This window comes from Cupriavidus sp. JZ107, from assembly GCF_053903255.1.
Window position 1 is genome coordinate 1766687 of sequence record NZ_CP096480.1, and the last position, 18228, is coordinate 1784914.

At 70.0% G+C, this 18228-nt stretch carries 9 protein-coding genes; 8 read left to right on the plus strand and 1 reads right to left on the minus strand.

Translation table 11 applies throughout. From position 1 onward, the window contains the following. Positions 1–7 precede the first annotated feature (7 nt). The 4 genes from glgB to M1D55_RS07600 all read left to right on the plus strand — a co-directional run bounded on the left by glgB (position 8) and on the right by M1D55_RS07600 (position 7171). A complete protein-coding gene (gene glgB, locus M1D55_RS07585; protein ID WP_456280563.1) occupies positions 8–2275 on the plus strand; it encodes a 1,4-alpha-glucan branching protein GlgB in 2268 nt (755 codons plus the stop codon). An 11-nt stretch (positions 2276–2286) separates the two neighbouring features. After that, positions 2287–4416 carry a glycogen debranching protein GlgX gene (gene glgX, locus M1D55_RS07590; RefSeq protein ID WP_023263416.1) on the plus strand — a complete coding sequence of 710 codons (2130 nt, stop codon included), beginning with the start codon at positions 2287–2289 and terminating at the stop codon, positions 4414–4416. Between the two features lie 75 nt (positions 4417–4491). After that, the gene (malQ, locus tag M1D55_RS07595; RefSeq protein WP_456280564.1) at positions 4492–6732 is read left to right on the plus strand and encodes a 4-alpha-glucanotransferase; all 2241 of its coding nucleotides are present in this window, start codon (positions 4492–4494) and stop codon (positions 6730–6732) included. A 130-nt stretch (positions 6733–6862) separates the two neighbouring features. Then, entirely contained in the window at positions 6863–7171 is a 309-nt protein-coding gene (locus M1D55_RS07600; protein WP_006578305.1) for a response regulator, read from the plus strand. Between the two features lie 40 nt (positions 7172–7211). On the opposite strand, the gene M1D55_RS07605 is transcribed toward M1D55_RS07600, so the two are convergent. Further along, positions 7212–8231 (minus strand): DNA topoisomerase IB, encoded by a 1020-nt coding sequence (locus M1D55_RS07605; protein ID WP_456281324.1) that lies wholly within the window; start codon positions 8229–8231, stop codon positions 7212–7214. Between the two features lie 625 nt (positions 8232–8856). Here M1D55_RS07605 and M1D55_RS07610 point away from each other — a divergent pair. The 4 genes from M1D55_RS07610 (at position 8857) to treY (ending at position 18227) form a co-directional block, all read left to right on the plus strand. Continuing rightward, positions 8857–11346, plus strand: a complete 2490-nt coding sequence (locus M1D55_RS07610; RefSeq protein ID WP_440268247.1) for a glycogen/starch/alpha-glucan phosphorylase — start codon at positions 8857–8859, stop codon at positions 11344–11346. Between the two features lie 241 nt (positions 11347–11587). Further along, a complete protein-coding gene (gene glgA, locus M1D55_RS07615) occupies positions 11588–13366 on the plus strand; it encodes a glycogen synthase GlgA (protein ID WP_456280565.1) in 1779 nt (592 codons plus the stop codon). An 87-nt stretch (positions 13367–13453) separates the two neighbouring features. Next, positions 13454–15514, plus strand: coding sequence for an alpha-amylase family glycosyl hydrolase (locus M1D55_RS07620; protein WP_456280566.1), 2061 nt, complete (start codon positions 13454–13456; stop codon positions 15512–15514). Positions 15515–15623: 109 nt separating this feature from the next. Further along, positions 15624–18227, plus strand: a complete 2604-nt coding sequence (treY, locus tag M1D55_RS07625; protein WP_456281325.1) for a malto-oligosyltrehalose synthase — start codon at positions 15624–15626, stop codon at positions 18225–18227. The last annotated feature ends 1 nt before the right edge of the window (position 18228 follow it).

The following is an 18228-nucleotide window of genomic DNA, read 5'->3' on the forward strand; positions in this document are numbered from 1 at the left end:
CGCAACCATGGCCACCATGACTTCCTCCGGCCCCGCGTCGACGCGGGGCCAGCACGGGCAATCGGAACACACCGCCGCCCAATACGACGCCCTGCTGGGCGCGCGGCATGCCGATCCGTTTTCGCTGCTCGGTCCGCACCGGGAGGGCGATCGGATGGTGGTGCGTGCCTGCCTGCCCGGCGCGCAGTCGGTCGCGCTGGCCGACAACGTCGGCAACGCGATCGGTCCGATGCAATGCATCCACGCCGGCGGCATCTTCGCCGGCACGCTGCCCGACAGGCTGGGCCGGCGCGATTACCGGCTCGATATCACCTGGGGCGACGGCACCCGCCAGCTGAGCGCCGATCCGTATTCGTTCGACCTGCTGCTCGGCGAGCTGGACCTGCACCTGATCGGCGAGGGCCGGCATTTCGAGCTCGGCCGCTGCCTGGGCGCGCAATGGATGACGGTAGACGGCATCGAGGGCGTGCGCTTCGCGGTGTGGGCACCGAACGCCAGCCGCGTTTCGGTCATCGGCGACTTCAACGGCTGGCATCCGGCGCGCCATCCGATGCGGCTGCGCTACGGCGCCGGCGTGTGGGAGCTGTTCGTGCCGGCCGGGCTCGGCGTGCAGCCCGGCAGCCGCTACAAGTTCGACCTCAGCGACGCCAACGGCCATCCGCTGCCCGACAAGGCCGATCCGCTGGCGCTGGCCACCGAGCTGCCGCCAGGCACCGCGTCGGTGGTCACGCAGGCCGGGGTGTCGGCGCCGCCGTTCGGCTGGACCGACCAGGCCTGGATGAGCCGCCGCTCGAGCCAGGATCCATATTCGGCGCCGATGTCGATCTACGAGGTCCATGCCGGATCGTGGCTGCGCGAGGTCAACGATCCTTCGCGCGGATGGGAGATCCTGGCCGAGCGCCTGATCCCCTATGTGCGCGACCTGGGCTTTACCCATATCGAGCTGTTGCCGATCACCGAGCATCCGTTCGGCGGCTCCTGGGGCTACCAGCCGCTGTCGCTGTTCGCGCCCACCGCGCGCTTCGGGCCGCCGCAGGCCTTTGCCGCCTTTGTCGACCGCTGCCACGAGGCCGGCATCGGCGTGATTCTCGACTGGGTACCGGCGCACTTCCCGACCGATCCGCACGGCCTGGCGCAGTTCGACGGCACCGCGCTGTACGAGCACCAGGACCCGCGCGAGGGCTTCCATCAGGACTGGAACACGCTGATCTACAACCTCGGCCGCAACGAGGTGCGCGGCTTCCTGCTGGCCAGCGCGCTGCACTGGCTGCGCGAGTTCCATATCGACGGACTGCGCGTCGACGCGGTCGCCTCGATGCTGTACCGCGACTACAGCCGCAAGGCCGGCCAGTGGGTGCCGAACCGCTTCGGCGGACGCGAGAACCTGGAAGCGGTGTCATTCCTGCGCGAGCTGAACACCGTGGTGCGCGAACGCTGCCACGGCGCGATGACGATCGCCGAGGAGTCGACCGCATGGCCGGGCGTGACCGCGCCCGTCGACAGCGGCGGGCTGGGCTTCACCTTCAAGTGGAACATGGGATGGATGCACGACACGCTGCGCTATTTGTCGCACGATCCGGTGCACCGCGCCTGGCATCACCAGGACATGACGTTCGGCATGGTCTACGCGTGGTCAGAGGCTTTCGTGCTGCCGCTGTCGCATGACGAGGTGGTGCACGGCAAGGGCTCGCTGATCAACAAGGCGCCGGGCGACCACTGGCAGAAGCTGGCGAACCTGCGCGCGTATTTCGGGTTCATGTGGACCCACCCCGGCAAGAAGCTGCTGTTCATGGGCGGCGAGCTCGCGCAATGGCTCGAATGGAACCACGAGAGCGAGCTCGACTGGGCGCTGCTCGACCATCCCAGCCATCGCGGCATGCAGATGCTGATCCGCGACCTGAACCGCGTCTATCGCGAGCTGCCCGCGCTGCACGCCTGCGACCACGATCCGGGCGGCTTCAGCTGGGTGATCGGCGACGACAGCCATAACAGCGTGTTCGCCTATCTGCGCCGCGCGGCGCCCGACAGCGGCGACGTGGTGCTCGCGGTGGTCAACATGACGCCGATGCCGCGGCCCGGCTACCGGCTCGGCGTGCCGCATGCCGGACGCTGGCAGGAAATCCTCAATACCGATGCCGCCTGCTATGGCGGCAGCAATGTCGGCAACGGCGGCGAACTGTTCGCGCAGGCCGAGCCGTCGCATGGGCTGCCCGCCTCGCTGTCGCTGACGCTGCCGCCGCTGGCGACGCTGCTGCTGCGCCATCTGCCCGACTAGGAGGGCCCTGCTTGTCGCGTTCCCCGATCGCCAGCACGCTCCTTCCCGGCAAACCCTACCCGCTCGGCGCCCACTGGGACGGCCTCGGAATCAACTTCGCGGTGTTCTCGGCCAACGCCACCAGGGTCGAGCTGTGCCTGTTCTCGCGCAACGGCCGCAAGGAGCTGGCACGGCTGACGATGCCCGAATGCACCGACGAGGTCTGGCACGGCTATCTGCCGCACGCCGCGCTCGGCACGGTCTACGGCTATCGCGTGCACGGCCCGTACGAACCGCACCACGGCCATCGCTTCAATCCCGCCAAGCTGCTGCTGGACCCCTATGCGCGCAAGCTGACCGGCCCGCTGCGCTGGGCCGATGCGCTGTTCGGCTACCGGCTGCAGAGCCCGCGCGCCGACCTGACGCCGGACCGTCGCGACAGCGCGCCGATGATGCCCAAGGCGATCGTCGTCGACGAGAGCTTCCATTGGGGGGACGACCGGCCGCCGGCGGTGCCGTGGGAACGCACCGTCATCTACGAAGCGCACCTGCGCGGGCTGTCGATGCGGCGCGAGGACCTGCTGCCGCATCAGCGCGGCACCTTCGCCGCGCTGGCGGACCCGCGCTTCGTCGATCATCTGCATCACCTTGGCGTGACGACGATCGAGCTGCTGCCGATCCACGCCTTCCTGCAGGACCGCTTCCTGGTACAGCGGGAACTGCGCAACTACTGGGGCTACAGCACGCTGAGCTACTACGCGCCCGAGCCGGCCTATCTGAGCGGCGGCGAGCTCAACGAGGTCAAGGTGGCGATCCGCCGGCTGCACGCAGCCGGCATCGAGGTGATTCTCGACGTGGTCTACAACCACACCTGCGAAGGCAACGAGCTGGGCCCGACGCTGTCGTGGCGGGGACTGGACAACGCCAGCTACTACCGGCTGGTGCCGGGCGACGAGCGCCATTACATCAACGACACCGGCTGCGGCAACACGCTGAACCTGTCGCATCCGCGCGTGCTGCAGATGGTGCTCGACTCGCTGCGCTACTGGGTCCAGTGCTACCACGTCGACGGCTTCCGCTTCGACCTGGGCAGCACGCTCGGCCGCGAGGGCAACGGCTTCGATCCGGGCGCCGGCTTCTTCGACGCGGTGCTGCAGGACCCGGTGCTGTCGCGCGTCAAGCTGATCTCGGAGCCGTGGGATCTCGGTCCGGGGGGCTATCAGGTCGGCAACCAGCCGCCAGGCTTCGCCGAATGGAACGACAAGTTCCGCGACACGGTGCGGCGCTACTGGCGCGGCGACCCCGGCCAGCGCGGCGATCTGGCCGCGCGGCTGACCGGTTCGGCCGACCTGTTCGACCGGCGCCACCGCAAGCCCTGGGCCTCGATCAACTTCGTCACCGCGCATGACGGCTTCACGCTGGCGGATCTCGTCAGCTACGCCACCAAGCACAACGAGGCCAACGGCGAGGACAACCGCGACGGCACCGACGACAACGCCAGTGCCAACTGGAGCCCCGACGGCACGGTGGAAGGCCCGACCGACGATCCGGCCATCCTTGCCACCCGCAGCCAGGTCGCGCGCGCGATGATGGCCACGCTGCTGCTGTCGCAAGGCACGCCGATGCTGACCGCCGGCGACGAGTGGCTGCGCACGCAGCAGGGCAACAACAACGCCTACTGCCAGGACAACGAACTGTCGTGGCTGAACTGGGACGAGGCGCGCACGCCGACCGGGCGCGGCATGGTCGAATGCGTGCGCCGGCTGCTGGGCCTGCGCGCGCGGCTGCCCGCCTACGCGGAACGCCACTTCCTGCACGGTCGTCAGGAATTCGCACCGGGTCTTCACGATATCGGCTGGTTCGGCGTCGACGGCCAACCGCTGACGCCCGAACAGTGGTCCAATCCCGAGGAGCGGACGCTGGCGCTCAGGCGCGCGACGCGCGACGCCGACGGCCAGGTCCATGTGACAGTGCTGCTGCTGAACGCCGGCACCGAGCCGGTCGAATACCGGCTGCCGCCGCCGGCGCTGATCTGGTCCCGGTTGTTCGACAGCGCCCGGCCGGAGCTGCCCGAAGCGCCGCTCGATCACCCGGTCCAGCCCGTCGCGCCGCACGCCGCGGTGCTGCTGGCCGCCACGCTGGCGCCGTCGGGGCCGTCGTAGCGGACGGACCCGGTTCAACGGCCATCCTTGCCATCGTCCGCCATCCCGACCAGCCAGCCACAAAGGAGTCTCACCATGCCGCGCCAAGCCAATCCCGATGCCGCGCTCGCATCGCTGCATCTGCTCGCCCAGCGCGCCGGCCTGCTGGTCCACTGGCAGGATGCCCAGGGGCGCGAACGCGTGGTCCCCGAGGCATCGCTGCGGGCCGTGCTCGAACGGCTGGAGCTGCCCTGCAAGACCATCGGCCAGTGCGAGGCTTCGCGCGCCCGGATGCTGGCCGACGATGCCGCCACCGCGCTGGCGCCGCTGCTGACGGCCGACCAGGGCAAGCCGATCCGCGTGCCGCTCGTCCATACCCGGCAGGAGCAGCCGTTCCGGCTCGAACTGGAAGACGGCAGCGTGCAGACCGGCGTCGCGCGGCGCGATGCGCACGGCGCGCTGATCGTGCCGGCGGTGCAGAGCCATGGCTACCATCGGCTGCTGATGGGCGACATCGAGGTCAAGGTGGCCGTCGCGCCATTGCGCTGCTTCGGCGTGCAGGACGCGCTGCGCGGCATCGGCCTGTCCGAGCAGGAGCGGATCAGCCGCAAGCCCTGGGGCCCGTCCGTGCAGGTCTACGGCCTGCGCCGCGGCGCGCCGGCCGGCATCGGCGACCTGAGCGCGCTGGCGATGTTCGCCGAGGCGGCCGCCCGCGAAGGCGCCGACGCCGTCGCCATCAGTCCGCTGCACGCCGGCTTTGCGGCCTTTCCCGAACGCTACAGCCCTTATTCGCCGTCCAGCCGGCTGTTCCTGAACGTGCTCTATGCCGACCCGGCGCCGGTGTTCGGCCAGGCGGCGGTGGCGCGCGCGATCTCGGCGCTGCAGCTGGGCGGCGTGATGCAGACGCTGGAATCGAAGGCCGAGATCGACTGGCCGGCGGTCGCGCAGGCGCGGCTGAAGATCACGCGCTGGCTATGGGAACACCGCGACCAGTTGCTGCCCGCCGACGCCGCCGACGATCTGGCGAAATTCCGCAGCAATGGCGGCACGCCGCTGCTGGCGCACGCCGCCTTCGAGGCGCTGCAGGCCCAGCACGTGGCGCAGGCCGGCACCCGCGCCGAGTTGCAGGTGGCCGGCGACTGGCGGCGCTGGCCCGTCACGCATCGCTCGCCGCAGGACGCCGCGCTGTCGGCCTTCGCCAGCGCCTGTCCCGACGAGATCGGCTATCACGTGTTCCTGCAATGGCTGGCCGACGACGGCCTGCGCGCCGCGCAGCGCAGCGCCCGCGATGCCGGCATGGCGATCGGCCTGATCGGCGACCTGGCGGTCGGCACCGACCCCACCGGCAGCCATGCCTGGACCCGGCAGAACGAGATGCTGCAGGGGTTTTCCGCCGGCGCCCCGCCCGACGTGTACAACGCGCTGGGGCAGAGCTGGGGCATCACGGTGTTTTCGCCGCGGGGCCTGCGCCGGCACGGCTACACCGGCTTCATCGAGATGCTGCGGGCCAACCTCGCGCATGTCGGCGGGCTGCGCATCGACCACGCGCTCGGGCTGGCGCGCGTCTGGCTGGTGCCTGAAGGCATGCCGCCGGAATCCGGCGCCTATCTGCGCTACCCGATGGACGACCTGCTGCGGCTGATCGCCCTCGAATCGTGGCGCCATCGCGCGATCATCATCGGCGAGAACCTCGGCACGGTGCCGGACACCTTCAACACCACGCTGGCCGAGCGCGGCATGCTCGGCATCGACGTGCTGTGGTTCGAGCGCGCGCAGCCGGAGGGCGAAGCTGGCGGCAAGGGAAAAAAGGCGGACAAGACCGAGGAGGTGGGAGAGGGGGACGAGGCGGACGCAGGCCCCGCGGCGTTCGTGCCGCCCGAGCGCTGGCCGACCAACGCGGTCGCGACCTCCACCACGCACGACCTGCCGACCATCGCCGGCTGGTGGGCGGGGCAGGACATCACGTGGCGCGCGCGCCTGGACCAGCTTGGCCCGGATGTCACCGAGGCCAGCGCGCGCGCCGAGCGCGCCCGCGACCGGCAGGCGCTTTGGCAGGCGCTGTGCGAGGCCGGGCTCGCCAAAGGCGAGGCGCCCGACCCCGACCGCGCGCCGGTGGCCACGATCCTTGCCTGGCTGTCGCGCACCCGCACGCCGCTGCGGCTGGTGCCCGTCGAGGACCTGCTGGCCGACGTCGAACAGCCCAACCTGCCGGGCACCACCAGCGGCCATCCGAACTGGCAGCGCCGGCTGCGCTTTGATGTACAGGCGCTGTTCAGCCAGCCGGGCGTGCAGCGGCGCATCGACGCGCTGCGCACGGGGCGTGCGCAGAAGGGCTGAGTCGGGTGGGCGGTGGCCCCCTGGCGCGCGGTTTGCATGGCACGGTCGAAACGATTGCGATCTGCAAACACAAGGTCTGACCGTGCGAACCGTACTCGTCGTGGACGACGATCCCGCCGTAGCCCATGCCATGGCCAGCGCCCTGAGCCGCGCGGGATTTACCGTCGAGTTGGCCGAAGATGGACTGGCCGGCTTCGATGCCGCACAGCGGCTGCACCCGTCGGTGGTTGTCACCGACTGGGTCATGCCGCGCGGCGACGGCGCCTTGCTGTGTCATCTGCTGCTCGGCGACGCGTCGCTAAGTCATACACCGATTGTCGTTTTCACCAGCATCCAGACGCTGCCCGAGGTGCCGAATCCGATCGTGCGCTACTGCCGCAAGCCCTGCGCGCCGGACACGCTGATCCGCACGATCGACGAACTGCTCGAACAGAGCTAGGCCGAGGCGCCAGCGCCCTGACGCCCTTGCCCCGCATCCGCTAACCGCGCTCGCCGGCCGCCGCGCCCTGCGCTTCGAGCAGCGCCAGCAGCCGGGTCTCGTCCATGCTCAGCGCCGCGACCGAGCGGCGGCACTGCACGCAGGCCGCCATGCGGTCGTTCATATAGGCGTCGACCACGGTCGGGTGGACATAGCACTGCCGGCATACCGCGACCGTATTGCGCAGCCGCCGGGCCACGATCTTGATCGTCGCGGCGACCGCGCGCTTGCGGGCAGCCTCCGACTCGGCCGCCGGCGCCTTGCGCAGTTCGGCAAGCGCATGGACGCTGCCGGCCCAGGTGCGGAAGTCCTTGGCGGTGAAGTCCTCGCCGGCCAGTTCGCGCAGGTACACGTTGACATCGTCGGAACCGACCTCGCGCAGCTGGCCGTCCTCGTCGCGGTACTTGAACAGATGCTGGCCCGGCAGGTCCGCGCAGGTGCGCACCAGCCGCGCGAGCTGGCGATCCTGCAGCGTCACGTCATGCTCGACGCCGCTCTTGCCGGTAAACAGGAAGCGCAGCCGGCTGCCGCGCACCTGCACATGGCGGCGGCGCAGCGTGGTCAGGCCGTAGGTCCGGTTCTGGCGCGCGTAGCGCCGGCTGCCGACCCGCACCAGCGTGGCGTCGAGCAGCAGCAGCACGGCGGCCAGCACCTTCTCGCGCGGAATGCCGTTGCGCTGCAGGTCGCGCCGCGCGCGCCGGCGCAGCCGCGGCAACGCGCGGCCGAATGCCAGCAGGCGGTCGTACTTGTTCTCGTCGCGCAGCGCGATCCAGGCCGGGTGGTAGCGGTACTGCTTGCGGCCGCGGGCGTCGCGGCCGGTGGCCTGGATATGGCCGCGCGGATCGGGGCAGATCCAGACGTCCTGGTAGGCGGGGGGAATCGCCAGCGCATCGATGCGGGCGATGGTGTCGCGATCGCGGATGCGGGTGCCGTCGGGGGCGAAGTAGGCGAAGCGGCCGCGCAGCAGGCGCCGGGTAATGCCGGGCCCGGTGTCGTTGACATAGCGGACGCCGCGCGGCATTGCGTCGCGCGCCGCCGCGGTCGTTGCCGCGGCCGCTGCCGTGGTCCCTGCTGTCGTCCCTGCCGTCACGCTGTCGGCGGCTGGCGTCGAAGCGCGCATCGTGTCTCCCCTCTCCGCCCTTCCCCTCCGGCGCCGTGTCGAGCGGTGGTTGCGCCGTTGTCCGGGATGGCATTCCGACATTAGTCCGGGGCGGCGCCCGATGCATCCCGCCGCTAGCGCAATCGTTTGTAGGAAACGGACGACATCGACGCCGGTGTTCCCCCTCTCCCGCTGACGGGAGAGCGGGGAGAGGGTCGGGCAGAGGGAATCGGGCGGCAGGATGGCTGGCGACGTTGCGGATCGGCCGCCCTACGTCCCGCCCAACCCCTCTTCCGCCAGCGGGAGAGGGGAGCCGACCGCATCCCGCATCAGATCTAACCGTTTTCTACAAACTCACCAATAATTGGCAAGAACCGCCAGGGCGCCGATGCCCGTCTGGTCAAGCAAAACGCGCTTACCGACGGCAAGGTACGTCTCTTGCAGCTGTTTGCGGTTTTCCAACCGGAGGACCGCCATGCCGCAAGCCGCCCGGGCGCAGCTCACCGAAACCATGCCCCCAGACAGCCACGAGGACACTCGCACCGCGATGTCGGGCGCGACCATCCGCCGCGCCTTCCTCGATCACGTCTTCTATACGCAGGGCAAGCTGCCCGGCCTTGCCAGTCCCAACGACCTGTATCAGGCGCTCGCCCATACGGTGCGCGACCGGCTGGTGCAGCGCTGGATCAGTACGGCGGAGACCTATCTGGGCCAGCCTTCGCGCACGGTCGCCTATCTGTCGGCCGAATTCCTGCTGGGCCCCCACCTGGGCAACAACCTGGTCAATCTGGGCATCTTCGACGAGGTCAAGGAAACCATGGCCGAGCTCGGCCTGGATCTCGACACGGTGCTGGCACAGGAACTGGAGCCGGGCCTGGGCAACGGCGGCCTGGGCCGGCTGGCGGCCTGCTTCCTCGATTCGCTGGCGACGATGCAGATCCCCGCGCTCGGCTACGGCATCCGCTACGAGTACGGCATCTTCCATCAGTCGATCATCGACGGCATGCAGGTCGAGAGCACCGACACCTGGCTGCGCCACGGCAATCCGTGGGAGATCCAGCGCTCCGAATGGGCGGTCCAGGTCAAGCTGGGCGGCCAGACCGAGCACTACACCGACGATCGCGGCCACTACCGGGTCCGCTGGGTGCCGGCCAAGACGGTGGTCGGCGTGCCCTTCGACTCGCCGATCCTTGGCTATCGCGTCAACACGGTCAACACATTGCGGCTATGGCGGGCGGAGGCGACCGAGGCGTTCGACTTCGGCGTGTTCAATCGCGGCGACTATCTTGGCGCCGTCAGCAAGAAGGTGACTTCCGAGAACCTGACCAAGGTCCTCTACCCCAACGACGAGACCGAGCAAGGCAAGGAGCTGCGCCTGGAGCAGCAGTATTTCTTCGTGTCCTGTTCGCTGCAGGACATGTTGCGGCTGCTCGACGCGCATGGCATTCCCGTCACGCGCTTTCACGAGAAGTTCGCCGTGCAGCTGAACGACACCCATCCGGCCATCGGCATCGCCGAACTGATGCGGCTGCTGGTCGACGAGCACGATGTGGCTTGGGACGAAGCCTGGGAGATCACCCGCCGGGCCTTCGCCTATACCAACCACACGCTGCTTCCCGAAGCGCTGGAAATGTGGCCGCTGCCGCTGTTCCAGCGCACGCTGCCGCGCCATCTCGAAATCATCTACGAGATCAACGCGCGCTTTCTGCACGAGGTCCGGATCCGCTTCTTCGGCGACGAGTCGCAGCTGTCGCGCCTGTCGCTGATCGACGAACGCGGCCAGCGTCATGTGCGGATGGCGCATCTTGCCTGCGTCGGCAGCCATACCATCAACGGCGTGGCCGAGCTGCATTCGCGGCTGATGCGCGAGGACGTACTGAAGGACTTCTACGCCATGTGGCCGGAGAAGTTCACCAGCATCACCAACGGCGTCACACCGCGCCGCTGGCTGGCCCTGTCCAATCCCAGGCTGGCGCGGCTGGTGTGCGAGTCCATCGGCGATGGCTGGATCGGCGACCTGGACAAACTGCGCGAGCTGGAACCGTACGCCGACGACACCGGCTTTCGTGACCGGTGGCAGGCGGCGCGGCGCGAGAACAAGGAAGACCTGGCGCGGCTGGTGCGCGAGACCACCGGCGTCGTCGTGGATCCGGCGTCGATGTTCGACGTGATGGTCAAGCGCATCCACGAGTACAAGCGCCAGCATCTGGCGGTGCTGCATATCGTCGCGCTGTACCACCGGATCAAGTCCGATCCAAACGCCGACATCGTGCCGCGCACCTTCCTGTTCGCCGGCAAGGCGGCCCCGGGCTATCACTACGCCAAGCTGATGATCCGGCTGATCACCTCCGTCGGCGACGTGATCAACCGCGACCCGCAGGTCCGCGACCGGCTCAAGGTGGTGTTCCTGCCGAACTTCAATGTGACCTATGGGCAGAAGATCTATCCGGCCGCCGACCTGTCCGAACAGATCTCGCTGGCGGGCAAGGAGGCGTCCGGCACCGGCAACATGAAGTTCGCGATGAACGGCGCGATCACGATCGGCACGATGGACGGCGCCAATATCGAGCTGCGCGACGCGATCGGCGCCGATCACTTTTTCCCGTTCGGGCTGTCGGCCTCGGAGGTCTACGCGCTGAAGGCCGCCGGCTACCGGCCGGCCGCCTGCTACGAGAGCCATGCCGAGCTGCGCGCGGTGATCGACCTGATCGCCCAGGGGTTCTTCTCGCGCGGCGATCCGTCGGTGTTCCAGCCGATCTTCGGCGGACTGCTGCAGCACGACCCCTACATGCTGCTGGCCGACTTCGCCTCCTATCTGCATTGCCAGCAGGACGTGTCCACTGCGTTCACCGACCAGACGCGCTGGCAGCGGATGTCGGTGCTGTCGTGCGCGCGCTCGGGGCGTTTTTCGTCCGATCGTGCGATTCGCGAGTATTGCGAGCGGATCTGGCGCGTCGAGCCGGTGCCGGTGCCGCTGCTGCATCGCGCCGCGATGAGCACCGCGGGCACCCGCCACAAGGGCGGCCCGGGCATGTAGTTCTTACACCGGCCGGCGGAGCCTTTACGCAGCGCGTGTTTCAACAGTTACGAACCGGTTACGCAAACCGTTGAACGCAAAGCCTTTGCGAAACTCACGCCACGCTGGCATGCCATTCGCATGGCTCCAACGCTTCACGCGCCGGGGCCTCGCGACAACGCTCCGCAAGTGAAGTGCAACAGCGGCGGTGCAGCCCGACCGCCGCCCCACCACCAGCGCATTCAGAATGGCGGAGATCAACTTGAACACGAACGTGCTATTCGTGGCGGCCGAGGCCATGCCCTTGGCCAAGACAGGCGGCTTGGGAGATGTCGTCAGCGGGCTGGCCCGCGCCCTGCAGCAGCGGGGCCTCGATGTCACGATCTTGATGCCGGGCTATCCGCAGGCCCTGGCCGGCGCCGTGGGGCTGCGCAGCCTCGGCGCGTTGAAGCTTGCCGAGAGCGCGCCCGGGCTGGCGCTGGCACCCGGGCATAGCGCGATGCGGCTGATGCTCGGCCGAATGCCGGGAAGCAACGTGCAGGTCGCCCTGCTCGATTGCCCGTCGTTCTACGATCGCGCCGGCACGCCATACACCGACCCGACCGGGCGCGACTTTGCCGACAACCCGCAGCGCTTCGCGGCGCTGGCGCATGCGGCCACCGCGATTGCCGCTGGCCGCACACCGTTGCCGATGCCAGCGGCCGTGCACGCGCACGACTGGCATGCCGGGCTGACGCCGCTGCTTATGCGCGCGGCGGGGCTCGATACGCCGAGCATCCTGACGATCCATAACTTGGCCTTTCAGGGCATTTTCCCGCTGTGCCTGGCGCGGCAGCTCGGCTTGCCCGAGGACTGCCTGACCGCCGACGGCGTCGAGTTCTGGGGCAAGCTCAATTTCCTGAAGGCAGGCATCCGCTACGCCGACCGCGTCACCACGGTCAGCCACAACTATGCGCAGGAGATGCTGACGCCGCAGTTCGGCCACGGGCTGGAAGGACTGCTGCAGGCGCGGCGCGATGTGCTGGGCGCGATCCCGAACGGCATTGACACCGAGGACTGGGACCCGGCCAGCGACGATCTGCTGCCGCACTGCTATACGTCCAATTCGATGGCCGGCAAGCGCGCCTGCAAGGCGGCACTGCAAAACCGCTTCGGGCTGCCGGCCGATCCCGCCGCGCCGCTGGTCGCGATGGGCAGCCGGCTGACCCATCAGAAAATGGCCGATGTCGCGCTCGGTGCCATCGAACGCGCGCTGCAGGCCGACGACACTGTGCAGTTCGCGGTGCTCGGCTGCGGCGACGCCGCGATCGAGCGCGGCTTCGAGGCGCTGGCCGCGCGCTATCCCGAGCGCGTCGGCGTGTCGATCGGCTACCGCGAGGAAACGGCGCATCTGCTGCACGCGGGCGCCGACGTGCTGCTGCACGGCAGCCGCTTCGAGCCCTTCGGGCTGACCCCGGTCTATGCGATGCGCTACGGCACGGTGCCGGTCGCCTCGCGCGTCGGCGGCCTGGTCGATACCGTGCGCGACGCCGGCCACGGCTCGACCCCGCGGCCTGGCGCCACCGGCTTCCTGTTCGACGGCGAGACCGTCGAGGCGATGAGCGCGGCGATCGAGCGCGCGCTGCAATGGCTGCGGCGGCCGCGCGCGTGGAAGGTGCTGCAGCGCGCCGGCATGCAGTCGCTGTTCTGCTGGACCCGGCCGGCCGAGCAATACCTGTCGCTGTACAGCGCGCTGTCGCCTGCGCTGGCATCGGCGCTGGCGATGCAGCGCGCCACGCAGCGCGCAGCAGAGGTGGCGCAGGCCGAATCCGCGCAGCCGCAACGCGTCCCGCAGCGCGCGCCGCGCTCCACGCCGGCCATCGCTTCCGCGATGGCGCCGGTCATGGCGCCGGAGCCGGCGCCAGAACTGGCGATCCAGGCCTCGCCGTCGCGGCGGCGCAGCCGGAGCGCACGCGTCGACCGCGGCGCGGCTCCCGCGCAGGCCGGTGCGACTGCCAACAACGGCGGGTTCGGCGATGCGCTGCCGACGGCGGCCGCCTGATGTCCCAAGCCGGCGGGACGGCACGGTGCGCGGGCCGCGCGCCGTCGCCGCTGCCGCCGCCCGCCTTTCATCGATACGGAAATCATCATGAGCGTAGAGCCGAATCCCGCAGCCGCGGCGGCCGCGGCCCAGCCGCGCGGCGGCTGGGAAACGTTGGGCACCGCGCCGGCGGCCGCGCCGCTGGGCAGCGCGCCTGAAGCGGCGCCGGCCAGCCAGCCGCGCTTCGGACCGTTGCGGCTGGCCGACGGCCGCACCTGCTTCCGGCTGTGGGCGCCCGATATGGCGGCCGAGGGCGAGATTCCCCGGCTCGAGATCCACGACGCCGGCCCAGTGCTGATGACACCGGCCGCCGACGGCTGGTTCGAGGCCACCGTGGCCTGTTGCGAAGGCGCGCGCTACTGGTTCCGTCTTGGCGACGGCACCATCGTGCCGGACCCCGCGTCGCGCGCGCAGGCCGGCGACGTGCACGGCGCCAGCGTGGTCGTCAATCCGGCCGCCTATCAGTGGTGCCATCCGTACTGGCAAGGCCGGCCATGGCACGAAGCGATCGTCTACGAGATGCACGTCGGCCTGTGCGGCGGCTACGCCGGCGCGGCGCGCGAACTGCCGCGGCTGGCGGCGCTCGGCTTTACCGCGGTCGAGCTGATGCCGCTGGCCGAGTTTCCCGGCAGCCGCAACTGGGGCTATGACGGCGTGCTGCCGTTCGCGCCGGAATCGAGCTACGGCACGCCAGACCAGCTGCGGGCGCTGATCGATGCGGCGCACGGCCTGGGCATGATGGTGCTGCTCGATGTGGTCTACAACCACTTCGGCCCCGAGGGCAACTATCTGCCGCGCTACGCCAGCGCCTTCTTCCGCGAGGATGTGCGCACCCCCTGGGGCCCGGCCATCGACTTCCGTCGCCAGGAAGTGCGCGACTTCTTCACCGAGAACGCCAGCTACTGGCTGCAGGACTTCCGCTTCGACGGTCTGCGGCTCGATGCGGTGCACGCCATCGCCGACGAGGGCTGGCTGGCCGAACTGGCGCCCACGCTGCGGCAGCGCTGCGCCGGCCGCCAGATCCATCTGGTGCTGGAGAATGACAACAACGATGCCGCGCTGCTCGCCGGCGGCTACGACGCGCAGTGGAACGATGACGCGCACCACGTGCTGCACGTGCTCCTGACCGGCGAACACGACGGCTATTACGCCGACTATGGCGCGGTGGTCGCTCCCGAATTCGGCGCCGGCGCCGATGCCGCGCATCGCGCCGATTCCGGCAGCCATCCCGGTCCGGACTACGGCCGCGCCTATGACCAGGACGCGGCACCGCGGGGCGACCACCAGCCGCTCGGCCCCACCACCCGCCATCTGGCGCGCGTGCTGGCCGAGGGCTTCGCCTATCAGGGCGAGGCGTCGCCGCATCGCACGCGCGAATCGGGCGGCGACAAGCCCGTCCATCGCGGGCAGCGCAGCGCCCATCTGCCGCCTACCGCGTTCATCAGCTTCCTGCAGAACCACGACCAGATCGGCAATCGCGCGTTCGGCGAGCGCATCACGGCGCTGGCCAAGCCGCGCCCGCTGCGCGCCGCGATCGCGCTGCAGCTGTTGTGTCCGCAGATCCCGATGGTGTTCATGGGCGAGGAAGGCGGCACGCAGACGCCCTTCCTCTACTTCACCAGCCATCCGCCGGAACTGGCCGATGCGGTGCGCGAAGGGCGCCGCCGCGAGTTCGGCTCGATGGCGGGCTTTGCCGACGGCGCGCGCGCGGACAGCATTCCGGACCCGAATGCGCCGACCACCTTCGAGGCATCGCGGCCCGAGTTCGACCCCGACGGTGAATACGCGCAGTACTACAAGTCGCTGATCACGCTGCGCCGGCGCGAGCTGTTGCCGCGCTTGCCCGGCACGCGCTGCGAAGGCGCCGCCGTGCTCGGCGACGCGGCGGTGCGTGCCAGCTGGCGCCTGGGCGACGGCGCGTTGCTGACGCTGTGGGCCAATCTCGGCGACGCCGTCGTTTCCTGCGGCGACGCGCCGCAAGGCGAGCTGCTGGCCGAGAGCGAGCCCGGCGCCGCGCGTCTGCTCGAAGACGGCACGCTGCCCGCCGGCGCCACGGTCGCCTATCTGCAATCCGGGCAGCAGCAACCATCCGTCAATACCACCGGCTGAACGCCGCACGCTTGCCACCATGTCGTCAGCCCCAGCCAACGCGTCACACCCCGGCGCTGCTCACCCGGCCCCGCACACTGTCGATCATGCTGCCGACCGCGGCAACACCATCGTGCCGCGCGCCACCGCAAGGCTGCAGCTGCATGCCGGCTTCACCTTCGCCGATGCCGAGCGCCAGGTCGACTATCTGGCCTCGCTCGGCGTCAGCCATCTGTACCTGTCGCCGATCTTCACGGCCAAGCCGGGATCGACGCACGGCTACGACGTCACCGACTTCCAGCGGATCAACCCCGAGCTCGGCGGCGACGCCGGCTTCCGGGCGCTCGCCGGACGCGCGCGCGCAGCGGGGCTCGGCGTGATCATCGATATCGTGCCCAACCATATGGCGGCCAGCTCGACCCACAACCGCTGGTGGGCCGACGTGCTGGCGCGCGGCGCGGAGAGTCCCTACGCCGGACACTTCGATATCGACTGGCATTCGCCCGACCCCGAACTGCACGGCAAGGTATTGCTGCCGATCCTTGGGCGCCCGTATTGGGAGACGCTGCAGGCGGGCGAGATCGCCGTCCGCAGCGACGGGCAGCGTCATTGGCTGCAGTACGGCGAGCACGAGGTACCGTTGTCCGACGAGTCGATGGCCGCGTTCGACGCCAGCGGCGACAGCAGCAGCGGCAACGGCAGCCGCTTCGATACGGCCACGCCCGGCGGCCTCGAGCGGCTGCACGCGCTGCTCGAGCAGCAGAACTATCGGCTCACCTGGTGGCGCACCGCCGCGGACGAACTGAACTGGCGGCGCTTCTTCGAGGTCAGCGAGCTCGTCGCGGTGCGGGTCGAGCAGCCGCAGGTGTTCGACGACGTGCACGCGCTGGTGCTGCGGCTCGCGCGCGATGGCCTGATCGACGGCGTGCGCGTCGATCATGTCGATGGCCTGGCCGACCCCGGCGGCTATTGCCAGCAACTGCGCGGGCACCTGAATGCCGCGATGGCGGCGCGCGGCGCACGGCCCTGGATCGTGATCGAGAAGATCCTGGCCGAGCACGAGACGCTGCGCACCGAATGGCAGATCGACGGTACCACCGGCTACGACTTCATGGACGAGGTCGGCGCGGTGCTGCACGACGGCGCCGGTGAAACGGCACTGACCACGCTGTGGCAGCAGGTCGGCTGCGACAGCCGGGAATACGGCGATCAGGTGCGCGAGGCGCGCCGCCATCTGCTGTCGCGCTTCCTCGTCACCGAATTCGAAGGTGCCTGCCGTCGTCTGCACGCGTGCGCCCGCGCCGAGCCCGCCACGCGCGACCTGACGCTGGCGAGCTGGCGCCGCGCGCTGGCCGCGCTGCTCGAACCGCTGGAGGTCTACCGCACCTATCTGGGCGAACACGCGTGGTCGCGCGAGGATCGGCTGCGGCTGGAGACCGCCGCCGAACTGGCCCGCCGCGCGGTCCGTCCGGACGACACCGCGACCGTCGATCGGCTGCTGGCCTGGCTGTGCGCGGGTCCGCACGCCAGCGCCGGGCTGCGCGAAGCGCGCGCCCGCGTGCAGCAGCTGATGCCGCCGCTGGCTGCCAAGGCTGCCGAAGACACGATGTTCTACCGCTACGGCCGGCTGCTGTCGCGCAACGAGGTCGGCAGCCACCCCGCCACGCTGGCGATGCCGCCGGATCGCTTCCATGCCCGCATGACGGTGCGCGCGCAGGTCTGGCCGCACGCGATGCTGGCGACCGCGACCCACGATCACAAGCGCGGCGAAGACATGCGGATGCGGCTGGCGGTGCTCAGCGAGCTCGCGCCGGAATGGCAGGCGGCCGTCGCCGAGTGGGAGGCACGGGCGTTGCGGCTGGCCGGTTCCGCCGAGCGCGCCGGTCCCGATGGCGCCGACCGGCTGATGCTGTACCAGACGCTGGTGGGCATGTGGCCACCCGAACTGCCCGCCGACCGCGATGCCGGCGACCCGGCCGTGCAGGCGCTGCTAGAGCGCGTCGGCGCGTGGCAGATCAAGGCAGTGCGCGAAGCGAAGCGGCACGGCCACTGGACGCGGCCCGACGAAGCCTACGAGCAGGCCTATGCGGGACTGTTGCAGGCGATGGCGCACAGCGATCTGCTCGGCAACGTGGCGCGTTTCGCGCAGCGCATCGCCCCGGCCGGCGCGCTGAACAGCCTGGCGCAGACGCTGCTGCAGCTGACGGCGCCCGGCGTCCCCGACCGCTATCAGGGCACGGAGGGCTGGGACTTCAGCCTCGTCGATCCCGACAATCGCCGCCCGGTCGACTACGACGCGCTGCGGGCGGCGCTCGCCTGCACCGCGGGCTGGCAGAGCTGGCTCGAGCAATGGCGCGACGGCCGCATCAAGGTACAGCTGGTGCGCGCACTGTTGGCCGCGCGGCAGCAACAGCCGGCGCTGTTCCGCGACGGCGGCTATCGGCAGCTGCATGGCGAAGGACCGGCGGCGTCGCATCTGCTGGCGTTCGAGCGGCGCCACGGCGACGATCGCGTGATCGCGATCACCGCGCGGCTCGCGGCACGGCTGGTGCAGGACCGGCCGGCGATTGCGCAGGCGGCATGGGGCGACACGCTGCTGTGCGTCGGCGAGCCCGGCGCGAGCCGCTGGACCGATGCGCTGACCGGCCGCACGCTGTCCGCGCCCAATGGCCGGCTGCGCGTCGCCGACGTGCTCGATCCGCTGCCGGTCGCGCTGCTGCGCCGTACCGGTTGAT

Bases quoted from the DNA above. Each gene is read 5' to 3' on its own strand.
- M1D55_RS07610 (WP_440268247.1), top strand. From the start codon at position 8,857: ATGTCGGGCGCGACCATCCGCCGCGCCTTCCTCGATCACGTCTTCTAT.
- glgB (WP_456280563.1), top strand. From the start codon at position 8: ATGGCCACCATGACTTCCTCCGGCCCCGCGTCGACGCGGGGCCAGCAC.
- malQ (WP_456280564.1), top strand. From the start codon at position 4,492: ATGCCGCGCCAAGCCAATCCCGATGCCGCGCTCGCATCGCTGCATCTG.
- M1D55_RS07600 (WP_006578305.1), top strand. From the start codon at position 6,863: ATGGCCAGCGCCCTGAGCCGCGCGGGATTTACCGTCGAGTTGGCCGAA.
- M1D55_RS07620 (WP_456280566.1), top strand. From the start codon at position 13,454: ATGAGCGTAGAGCCGAATCCCGCAGCCGCGGCGGCCGCGGCCCAGCCG.
- M1D55_RS07605 (WP_456281324.1), bottom strand. From the start codon at position 8,231: ATGCCGCGCGGCGTCCGCTATGTCAACGACACCGGGCCCGGCATTACC.